The sequence below is a fragment of the Kocuria atrinae C3-8 genome, from assembly GCF_000286355.1.
GTDB classification, from domain to species: Bacteria; Actinomycetota; Actinomycetes; order Actinomycetales; family Micrococcaceae; genus Kocuria; species Kocuria atrinae_A.
In genome coordinates this window covers 1-8,967 of the sequence record NZ_AJXN01000086.1, presented here as the reverse complement: position 1 = coordinate 8,967, position 8,967 = coordinate 1, and the positions used below count along the sequence as shown (strand labels likewise).

The window sequence follows — 8,967 nt, the reverse complement described above, 5'->3', positions numbered from 1 at the left end:
TCCCCGGCGAACCAGGAGTACCGCACCCCGGCGCGACCGTCCGAGAGATCGGGGAACGGTTCGCCGAGTTCGGTGCGGGCCCACGCGTCCACCAGGCCTGGGCGGGCCTTTTCGGCCAGGGACATGGACCCGTAGAAGCGGCCGTTGAGGTCGGTGAGGTGTGGAGCGCCGTCCTCCCCCGTGAGGAACTGGAGTTCCACCAGGCCGGACCAGCCGAGATTGCGGAGGAGGTCCTCGGAACGGGCGACCAGGTCCTCGTCCACGGGCACGGTGACAGCGCGGGAAGATGCTCCGTCGGGGGTGGGGAACAGGCGCGGACTGACCTGTTGGACGCGGGCGCGCAGGCGACCCTCATGGAAAATGCCGATGAGTGCGCTCAGCCCGCCATTGACGGGGCGTTGCAGGATGGGTTCGGCCCCGGCGACCAGGATGCGGTTCACCTGATTCTGAGCGGAGGCGGTGTCCGGGAACAGGCGCGCATCAATGCGATGGGGGCGGGTCTGGCCCTGCGACCAGTGGGCGCGGCACTTGACCACCACGGGGCCTTGCCAATCCGTGAGTTCCTCGGGCGTCGCGGTCACGGTGTACGGGGCGGCCAGGCCGGCGGCTGCGGACGCTTCTGCGAGGACCACTTTGTCCAGGCCGGCGTCCACGGCGTTCTTGTCTGGGTGCGCGACCACCGCGGGAATCTGGTCCTTGTATGCGGAAAGGGCGGCCATCCAGTCGTCACCGCCACCGAAGACGATGTCGTAGGAGCCCTCCTCGATGGCGGCCTGAACCCCGTGCAGGAACGCGGAATCATCCCCGCGTGGTTTTGGCACGAAATGGTGCACCGAACTTTCACGAGACGCTCCGGGCATTCCCCCGCCGATAGGCGTGCCGATCCCCACGTGCCAGCCTGCACGTCCGAGCGCACGCGCCCCGTCAGGGCCCCCCGATCGCGTCCCGTGCTCACAATCAAAACACGACGCTTATTCCCCATAACTCGACAGTAGCAGCGAGGGTTAACGGTTCATGAACAGCGGGTTAACCATGTCGGGGGTGCTGCGTAGGCTTGATATATGGCCGAATTCGAGGTCAACGAATTGTTCTCCGTACCGCGTGAACGTCAGGAACCGGCACCCGGTGCGGTGCACCTTCCTGACTGGTTGGATCCCGAACAGCAGGCTCAATTGGTCACGCAGTGTCGCGTGTGGGTCAGGGACTCTCCCATGCGGCACCAGGTCATGCCCGGTGGTGGTCGGATGTCCGTGCAGTCGGTCATGCTGGGCCGCAATTGGCGGCCCTATCGGTACGGTGCGAGCGCAGGGCCGGGCGTCCAAGAACTGCCGGAGTGGCTCGTGCACATGGGCCAACGGGCCGCGGCGGACGCGTACGGCGAGCTGAATGAATTGGCGTTGAACTTCGAGCCGGACTCCGCGCTGATCAACTACTACGACTCCCAAGCCCACATGGGCATGCACCAGGACAAGGATGAGTACTCGGCCGCGCCCATCGTGTCTCTGTCGTTGGGGGACACGTGCGTGTTCCGGTTCGGCAATACGGAGACGCGCACCGCGCCCTATCAGGACATCGAGCTCCGTTCCGGGGATCTGTTCGTGTTCGGCGGCCCCTCCCGGTACGCGTTCCACGGGGTGCCCAAGGTGTATCCAGGAACCGGCGGTCCACAGTTGGGGATGAAGCACGGCGGCAGGCTCAACATCACGCTGCGGATGACCGGGGGACAGGGGTAGCGAATGGTCCGGCCGGAGAATGGGCGAGCGGCCTGAAGGGAAAGGTGAGGCAGCAGGCCGGGGATGCGCGGCGTCGTCGGCGGGAATGTCACACTGAACGCATGGACGTAGAGGCAGTGGACCCCGAACCCACGGACGATCAGGTGGATCGCTATCGGTTGTTGGCCGGTGACCACGCGGCGGGTGTGGGCGTGGTGTGCGCGCGACACCGGGGCAAGGACCACGCGGCCACGGTCACCGCGTTTGCGGACGTTTCCTACGACCCGCCCACCATGTTGGTCTGCCTCTACGACATGGGGCGGATCTGCGAGGCCGTGGAAACCTCCGGCGTGTGGACCCTGAGCCTGCTGAACTCGGCCCAGCGTTCCGTGGCCAATTGGTTGGCGAGTCCCGGTAACCCCGTGGACGGCCTGCTTGATTCCATTCCGTTCCACCGAACGGAGAGTTCAGGAACTCCGGTGCTGGACGGCTCCCTGGCGTGGTTCGAACTCGAAACCGTCTCGAGCCACACTGCCGCCACTCATGAAGTGTTCGTGGGGCGCGTGGTGAGTATGGGGCGCGGCGAGGGCTCGGGAAACGCTGATCAGCCGCTCGTGCATTTTGCGCGCGAGTACCGCTCGCTGCGCTAGCCGTGTGGGTTCACGTGGCCACGAGATCGTTGGGCGCTCGCCGGTGATTGTGACGGACTGTTGCGTTGCCGGATGAACGAATCCGGTGCCGCCTGGAATTGTGGAGAGTCAGCCCCCGTTACAGCTAGCGCGTGCCTCACAGTGATTGAGGCCGCCCATCACGTCCACTCCTCGGAAGGACTTCTCATGACAGATCAGCCCCGCAACGCAAGTCCCGGTGATTCGACAACCGGAGCGGATAGCGCTGGTCAGATGTCCCCGGACCGTCACGAGCACGTGCTGGATTCCGTGCCCGCCAGCGGCAGGGAGGCCGAGCACGCGTCCGCCAAGGTTGCGGATTTCGTGGCGCCCACGGAGGAACTCGTCGAGGACGAGAACCTGATCAACGGGTTCAAGGCCGCCTTCGGTCAGCACCCCGCGGGAATCGCGATCATCACCGTTGCGGGACCGGAGGGGCCGGTGGGTCTCACGGCGTCCTCGTTGTCGTCGATCTCCGCGCAACCGCCCATCTTGGGTTTCTCGCTGCAGGCCAAGCGCGGTTCGGCCGCGATCGTGGCCGACGCCGAGTCGTTCCTGGTGCACTTCCTGGACGCGGACAATATCGACTTGGCCCGCGCCTTCTCGATTTCTGGAGCCCCGCGTTTCGGCGACGATATGCCGTGGGAGTCATTGCCCACCGGTGAACCCCGCCTGTTGGGTGTGCGCCGTGTGCTCCGCGCCGTGCCGCTGGCTCGCGTGAAGGCCGGACCCGCACTGGTCTTCAACGCGTCGGTCGTGGAGAATTTGGGCGACGAGGGCTCGGGCGAACCCTGGTGTACCACCAGCGGCAGTTCCACGGGCTCAGCCAACAGTCCGTGATCGACTACCAGATCTGACCGCGGGAACGCCCCGGACAAGGGACAACAAGGGAAGAGGCCCCCAGTGAGCAATATCGAACCGGATCCCTCAGAACAGCTGTGTGGCGAAGACGAGCCCACGCAGGGCCTGGAAATCATTGACCCCCGCGAGGTTCCGCTGGGTGGCCCGCGCGCCATGCAGGTGCGCCGCACCCTTCCCGCGCGTGGTCGCACCATGATCGGCCCGTGGTGCTTCGTGGACCATTACGGCCCCGATGACGTTTCCGAAACCGGCGGCATGAACGTTCCGCCGCACCCGCACACCGGCCTGCAAACCGTGTCGTGGCTGTTCACCGGCCGCATCGACCACGAGGACTCGGCCGGCCACAAGGCCACCGTAACTCCGGGCAGCATCAACTTGATGACCGCCGGGCGCGGTATCAGTCACACCGAGTACTCCACTCCGGACACCACCGTGTTGCACGGTGCCCAGCTGTGGCTGGCGTTGCCGGATGAATCCCGCGACACCGACCCTGGTTTCGAGGCCTACACCCCTGAGCCGCTCAGCGGTGAGGACTGGGACCTGCGCGTGTTCCTGGGCGAATTCGCGGGGCAGCGCTCGCCGGTGCATTCCTTCCACCCCGTGTTGGGTGCCGAGCTCGTGGTCGACGCGACCGAGCACACGGTGGAGGTCGAATTCGACCTGAACGAGGATTTCGAGCACGGCGTGCTGCTGGACGAGGGCAAGACCCTGATCCAGGTGGACCCCGACTCCGACGGACCCAGGGGCGTGCTCAAGACAGCCCAGCTGGCCCACATTGCCACCGGCGCCCGCAAGCTGAAGTTCCAGGTTCCCCAGGGCGAGCAAGTCATTCTCCTGATCCTGGGTGGCACCCCGTTCGGTGAGCAGATCACCATGTGGTGGAACTTCGTGGGCCGCTCCCACGACGAGATCGTCGCCTATCGCGACGCCTGGCAAGCCGCGATCGACGCGGACGACGCCCCGCCCGCCGCGGACGCCGATCCGCACGGCAGGTTCCCGAGCGTCGTCGCCGATTCACACGACGACGGCGCTCTTCCGGCGCCCAAGCTGCCCAACGTGCGGCTCAAGCCCAGGCCGTAGTGCGGCATCGACAGCTAGAGAAAACCCGATCCGATTCCGGATCGGGTTTTTCTATGACGCGGATCATATAAATACTTTCTGCGGAATTGGTTGACATCTCAACACGGGCGAGTAAAGTAGTTTCCGAAGCAAGCAATAGTTCCCCGGACGAACGGGGAGCGCGACAATTTCAAGGAGAACCCCCATGACTACTTTGAACGGCATGACCACCGGCACCTGGACCCTCGACCCCGCCCACACCGAGGTGGCCTTCAGCGTTCGCCACGCCGGCATCTCCAAGGTGCGCGGCCAGTTCTCGGACGTCACCGGTCAGCTGAACGTTGCTGAGGATGCCGCTCAGTCCACCGGCGAGATCGTCGTGGGCATGGCTTCCGTGAACACCAAGAACGAAGCTCGTGACAACCACGTTCGTTCCGAGGAGTTCTTCGACGTGGCCAACCACCCGGAGATGACCTACCGCATCCTCAGCCTGAACCTGACCGACGGCGAAGGCACCGTGTCCGGCGAGCTGACCCTGCGCGGCGTGACCAAGCCGGTCGAGCTGGAAGCTGAGTTCAACGGCGTGGCCGTTGATGCCTTCGGTGTGACCCGCGCAGGCTTCACCGCTTCCACCGCGATCTCCCGCAAGGAGTTCAACGTGACCTGGAACGCGGCTCTCGAGGCCGGCGGCGTGATGGTGTCCGACAAGGTCAGCATCGACCTGGACGTCGAATTCGTGGCTCCCGAAGCCAACTGAGCCCGCACGTGAAGTCACTGCGCGGGCCAGGGAGAGGGTCAGCGCAGTGACTGCACGATGAAGTACACCAAGGGCACCAGGACAAGTAGCAGCAGTGCGATCCGCCGCACCCGCACCTCCATGCGGGCGGCGTTGATCTGACGCTTGTTCCCCCCATCGCCCTTGCGGTCTTCAATGAGCGGGGCGTCCCGGTCGCAGAATCCTGCGGCCGGGACTTTTCCGTACCCGGCTCCTGCTGGGACTCAGGACCAAGGTCCTCGGCGTCCCCAGTACGGGTGGGGTCTACAGGGTCAGGTTCTGGATCCGGTTGCCGCGATGGCGTGGCCACGGTGTGCCTCCTGGGCTGAGAAATCTACGGGCGCAGAACTGCGGGTCAGCGCCATCTGGTGGTCATGATCAGCCCCGTCATCATGAAGACCAGGCCGATGATCAGGTTCCACACGTTGATCCCCGGGATGGGCAGGGTGCCCTGGAACAGGTAGTACACGATGATCCACAGCAGGCCCACGATCATGAGGCCGATCATCACCACCTTGTACACATGGGGGTCGGCTGGGGTTCGCCGGTGCGGTCACGCTTGGCGGCTTTGCGCAGGGCCTTCTTGTTCTTCTCGCCCTCCAACTCGTCCGTGCCGTCCGCCGTGGCGGAGGTGGAACCGGCGTTGTCGCGGGCAATCGACTTCTCGAACGCTTCCGCGTGACGGTTGCGGGGAAGATTTTGGGCAGCCAGTTCGGTCAGCTGACGATCCTCGTCCGTGATCGCGTACTTCTGGTTGGATTCCAGGGACTCGCGGGACTTACCGAATCGCTTCTTGGGCTGGGACACTACTGATCATTCCTCCTGCTGCGTGGGACGTGCGGGGACCGGACCCCTCCACGGTACGCATTGCGAGCTTGAGACGCCGTGGGCGTGAAACCGGCGTTCAGTCTATCCGCTCGCGCGGGCGTAGACTTGCGCGATAGTTCCGTCTAATCGCTTGTACGCGCAGGAGTAGCTTTCGTGTCCGTGAAGATTCTCGTGGTGGATAACTACGACAGCTTTGTCTACACCCTGGTGGGATACCTCCAGCAGTTGGGTGCCGAAACCACGGTGATCCGCAACGACGACCTGGACGTCGCCGCGGTGACCGCCCTGGCCGGTGAACACCAAGGTGTCCTGTTGTCCCCGGGCCCGGTGCACCGGCGGATTCCGGGGTGTGCCCCGACCTGATCCGTTGGGCAGAGCAGACCAAGACCCCGTTGCTGGGCGTGTGCCTGGGCCACCAGGCTCTGGGTGAGGTGTACGGCGCCAGCGTGGGTCACGCGCAGCAGTTGATGCACGGCAAGACCTCCCAGCTCGTTCACCACGGCACCAGCGTGTTCGCCTCCGTGCCGTCGCCGTTCACGGCCACGCGGTACCACTCGCTCGCCGTCGACGCCGCCACGGTTCCCGATTGCCTCGAGGTCACCGCAACCACCGAGGACGGCCAGGTGGTCATGGGCCTCAAGCACCGCACCGCACCGCTGCACGGCGTGCAGTTCCACCCCGAGTCCGTGCTCACCGAGGGCGGGTATCTCATGCTCGGCACGTGGCTCGAAGAGGTCGGCCAGGTGGGTGCCGCAGCCGCGGCCGCGGGGCTGTCCCCGCTCATGACCGCGTGAGTTTCGGCACCCTGAAGTCCAGCACCGCCTAACCTTCAGGTAGGGAACGAGCCTGGCGTCAAGGGCTTGCCAGAACATCCGCGGCAGCGACGAAAACGCCGTGCTCCCCGAGAAGGGGGAGCACGGCGTCGTCGTCCGTGGGATTACTAGCCGCGGGAACGGGACGGCGCGGCGGAGGGCCTTTCGCCCTGCTCGTCCGAATTATTGCCCGCCGATTCCGGCTCGGCGGACGGCGTGGGCTCGGCCGAGGTCGGTTCCTCGGTCGGCTCATCACTGGGCTCCGGGGTGGGCGTGGGCGACGGCGTGACCTGACGCGCAATGGTCAGCGTGACCGTGGACCCCTGGGCCACCGAGGAACCGGCCGGAGCGGACTGCTCGAGCACGGTGTCCGTGGCTCGTCCTCGGAATCGCGTACCGCCACGTTGAAGCTCAGCCGGACGTCGTCCGCTCGCAGCGCATCCTCGGCCTCGGAACGGGACATGCCCACCAGATCAGGCACGGTGACCCGGCCGGTGGAGACCTGCAACTGCACGGGGCTGTCCTTGTCGAGCGTGGTTCCGCCGGCGGGATCGGTAGATATCACCACGTTCTCGGGAACGGTGGCGCTGTTCACCGTGCTGACCATGCCCACGCTCAGGCCGGCCTCGCGCAGCGCGTTACGCGCGTTGTCCAGGCTCTGACCGACCAGGTCGTTGGGGACCTCCACGGTGCCGGGACCGTCCGACACGGTCACGGCCACGGATGAACCTGACTCGACCGGGTGCGAGGAGGGGTCCATCTTGATCACGTGCTTCTCGGGCACGGAATCACTGTTCTCGGTGCTGAAGGTAGGTTCGAGTTGGGCATCACGCAGCGTGTTCTCCGCCGTGGTGCGGTCCATGCCCACGACCTGCGGCACGGAAACCATCGCGGGCTGTTCGACCTGCTGGTTCTGCCACCACTGCACACCCAGGACTCCGCCGATCCCGAGGCCCGTGATGAGCAGGACGATCAGCACCGCGGGGAGGATCCAGCTGTTGCCGCCCTTCTCCTTGCGCGGCTTCCGTGTCCCGGGCGCCGGCCCGCGGGGACGTCCTCGGTGTTCTCATCGGGATCGAGTTCGTAGGCTTCTGCTTCGTGGTGCGCCTGCACCGGCTGCTCGGCGGTCTCACTGCGACCCGCGGCAACGACGGCGCCGGCTGCGGCACCCGCGCCCACTGCGGGCAGGGTCTTGGTACTGGTGCCGGCGGTTTGGGTCGGATCCATGGCCTGGGTGGCCTCGAGATCGTCCGGCAGCTCGACGAGAACGGTACGCAGCGCGCGACGCATCTGAGCGGCGTCGGAATAGCGATGATCGCGGTCCTTGGCCAGCGCCTTCTCCATGAACCGGTCCACGGATTTGGGCAACTGGGGGTTCAGTGCGGACGGCGCGGGCGGGGCGTCCCGCACGTGCTGGGCGGCAATGGCCACCGAGGACTCGCCCACGAACGGCGCGCGGCCGGTGAGCATCTCGAACAGCACGCACGCAGCGGAGTACAGGTCCGAGCGCGCATCGACCGCGGCACCCCGGGCCTGCTCGGGAGACAGGTACTGCGCGGTGCCCAGGACCGCTTGGGATTGCGTGAGCGCGGCCTGGGTGTCCTCCACGGCGCGTGCGATACCGAAGTCCATGACCTTCACCCCGCCGTCCGGGGTGACCTTCACATTGGCCGGCTTGATGTCGCGGTGCACGATGCCCGCGCGATGGCTGAAGGAGAGGGCGTCCAGGATGCCGAACATGTACTCGATGGCCTGTTCGGGTTCAATGCCCTTGCCGTGGATCAATTCCCGCAGCGTCTGACCCGGGACGTACTCCATCACGATGTACGGGCGGGTCACGCCGTCCGGGCCCTGGGGTTTGATCTCACCGGTGTCGTAGATCGACACGATCGTGTGGTGGTTGAGGGAGGCCACGGCTTGGGCTTCACGCTGGAACCGCTCGTGGAACGTATCGTCCGCCGCGAGCTCCGGCCGCAATACCTTGATGGCTACGCGACGCCCCAGACGGGTGTCCTCACCCAGGTGCACGGTGGCCATGCCACCGCGACCAATGACCTCACCGACCTTGTAGCGGTCGTTGATCAGGTCAGGCATTGCGGGCATCGGCATACTCGGTCACCCCTCGGTTCCGGTGCCGGAACCCTGGTCTGCGCCGGTCGCGCCCTGCTGGCCCTGGGCAGCATCCGGTCGCGCAGCCTCGGCCACGCTCTGCAACTGGCCGTTAGCGGGCGACGACGCGCGCCGTCGGCGGG

At 65.9% G+C, this 8,967-nt stretch carries 11 protein-coding genes and 1 pseudogene; 6 read left to right on the top strand and 6 right to left on the bottom strand.

Going from position 1 to position 8,967, the window contains the following annotated elements:
- Nucleotides 1–821: ATP-grasp domain-containing protein (locus tag YO9_RS0109680; RefSeq protein ID WP_223286370.1), on the bottom strand; the 821-nt coding region annotated here is incomplete at its 3' end.
- Nucleotides 822–1,061: 240 nt separating this feature from the next.
- Here YO9_RS0109680 and YO9_RS0109675 point away from each other — a divergent pair.
- The 5 genes from YO9_RS0109675 to YO9_RS0109655 all read left to right on the top strand — a co-directional run bounded on the left by YO9_RS0109675 (nt 1,062) and on the right by YO9_RS0109655 (nt 5,057).
- Nucleotides 1,062–1,733, top strand: coding sequence for an alpha-ketoglutarate-dependent dioxygenase AlkB family protein (locus YO9_RS0109675; RefSeq protein ID WP_016997279.1), 672 nt, complete (start codon nt 1,062–1,064; stop codon nt 1,731–1,733).
- 101 nt (nt 1,734–1,834) lie between these two features.
- The gene (locus tag YO9_RS0109670) at nt 1,835–2,362 is read left to right on the top strand and encodes a flavin reductase family protein (RefSeq protein WP_016997278.1); all 528 of its coding nucleotides are present in this window, start codon (nt 1,835–1,837) and stop codon (nt 2,360–2,362) included.
- 186 nt (nt 2,363–2,548) lie between these two features.
- Nucleotides 2,549–3,220, top strand: coding sequence for a flavin reductase family protein (locus YO9_RS0109665; RefSeq protein ID WP_223286369.1), 672 nt, complete (start codon nt 2,549–2,551; stop codon nt 3,218–3,220).
- Nucleotides 3,221–3,283: 63 nt separating this feature from the next.
- Nucleotides 3,284–4,321, top strand: coding sequence for a pirin family protein (locus tag YO9_RS0109660; protein WP_016997277.1), 1,038 nt, complete (start codon nt 3,284–3,286; stop codon nt 4,319–4,321).
- Nucleotides 4,322–4,505: 184 nt separating this feature from the next.
- The gene (locus YO9_RS0109655; RefSeq protein ID WP_016997276.1) at nt 4,506–5,057 is read left to right on the top strand and encodes a YceI family protein; all 552 of its coding nucleotides are present in this window, start codon (nt 4,506–4,508) and stop codon (nt 5,055–5,057) included.
- 373 nt (nt 5,058–5,430) lie between these two features.
- On the opposite strand, the gene YO9_RS17865 is transcribed toward YO9_RS0109655, so the two are convergent.
- Together YO9_RS17865 and YO9_RS0109640 are read right to left on the bottom strand one after the other, a co-directional pair.
- The gene (locus tag YO9_RS17865) at nt 5,431–5,583 is read right to left on the bottom strand and encodes a cell division protein CrgA (RefSeq protein ID WP_262925649.1); all 153 of its coding nucleotides are present in this window, start codon (nt 5,581–5,583) and stop codon (nt 5,431–5,433) included.
- Nucleotides 5,583–5,882 carry a hypothetical protein gene (locus YO9_RS0109640; RefSeq protein ID WP_016997274.1) on the bottom strand — a complete coding sequence of 100 codons (300 nt, stop codon included), beginning with the start codon at nt 5,880–5,882 and terminating at the stop codon, nt 5,583–5,585. Before YO9_RS0109640 ends, YO9_RS17865 begins: the two co-directional genes overlap by 1 nt.
- A 174-nt stretch (nt 5,883–6,056) precedes the next feature.
- Here YO9_RS0109640 and YO9_RS0109635 point away from each other — a divergent pair.
- A pseudogene (locus YO9_RS0109635) lies at nt 6,057–6,697 on the top strand (anthranilate synthase component II).
- Between the two features lie 146 nt (nt 6,698–6,843).
- Here the strand turns inward: YO9_RS0109635 and YO9_RS17860 are convergent.
- Genes YO9_RS17860 through YO9_RS0109620 form a run of 3 tightly spaced genes read right to left on the bottom strand, consistent with a single transcriptional unit; the run spans nt 6,844 to nt 8,818 of the window.
- Nucleotides 6,844–7,080 (bottom strand): hypothetical protein, encoded by a 237-nt coding sequence (locus YO9_RS17860; protein WP_223286367.1) that lies wholly within the window; start codon nt 7,078–7,080, stop codon nt 6,844–6,846.
- Nucleotides 7,020–7,694 carry a PASTA domain-containing protein gene (locus YO9_RS0109625; protein ID WP_031273031.1) on the bottom strand — a complete coding sequence of 225 codons (675 nt, stop codon included), beginning with the start codon at nt 7,692–7,694 and terminating at the stop codon, nt 7,020–7,022. Before YO9_RS0109625 ends, YO9_RS17860 begins: the two co-directional genes overlap by 61 nt.
- Entirely contained in the window at nt 7,688–8,818 is a 1,131-nt protein-coding gene (locus YO9_RS0109620) for a protein kinase domain-containing protein (protein ID WP_223286366.1), read from the bottom strand. Before YO9_RS0109620 ends, YO9_RS0109625 begins: the two co-directional genes overlap by 7 nt.
- Nucleotides 8,819–8,967 lie beyond the last annotated feature (149 nt).

What these genes read in the sequence shown, in the direction of transcription:
- YO9_RS0109670 (WP_016997278.1), top strand. Translation starts at nt 1,835, where the DNA reads ATGGACGTAGAGGCAGTGGACCCCGAACCCACGGACGATCAGGTGGAT.
- YO9_RS0109675 (WP_016997279.1), top strand. Translation starts at nt 1,062, where the DNA reads ATGGCCGAATTCGAGGTCAACGAATTGTTCTCCGTACCGCGTGAACGT.
- YO9_RS0109655 (WP_016997276.1), top strand. Translation starts at nt 4,506, where the DNA reads ATGACTACTTTGAACGGCATGACCACCGGCACCTGGACCCTCGACCCC.
- YO9_RS0109665 (WP_223286369.1), top strand. Translation starts at nt 2,549, where the DNA reads ATGACAGATCAGCCCCGCAACGCAAGTCCCGGTGATTCGACAACCGGA.
- YO9_RS0109620 (WP_223286366.1), bottom strand. Translation starts at nt 8,818, where the DNA reads ATGCCCGCAATGCCTGACCTGATCAACGACCGCTACAAGGTCGGTGAG.
- YO9_RS17865 (WP_262925649.1), bottom strand. Translation starts at nt 5,583, where the DNA reads ATGATCGGCCTCATGATCGTGGGCCTGCTGTGGATCATCGTGTACTAC.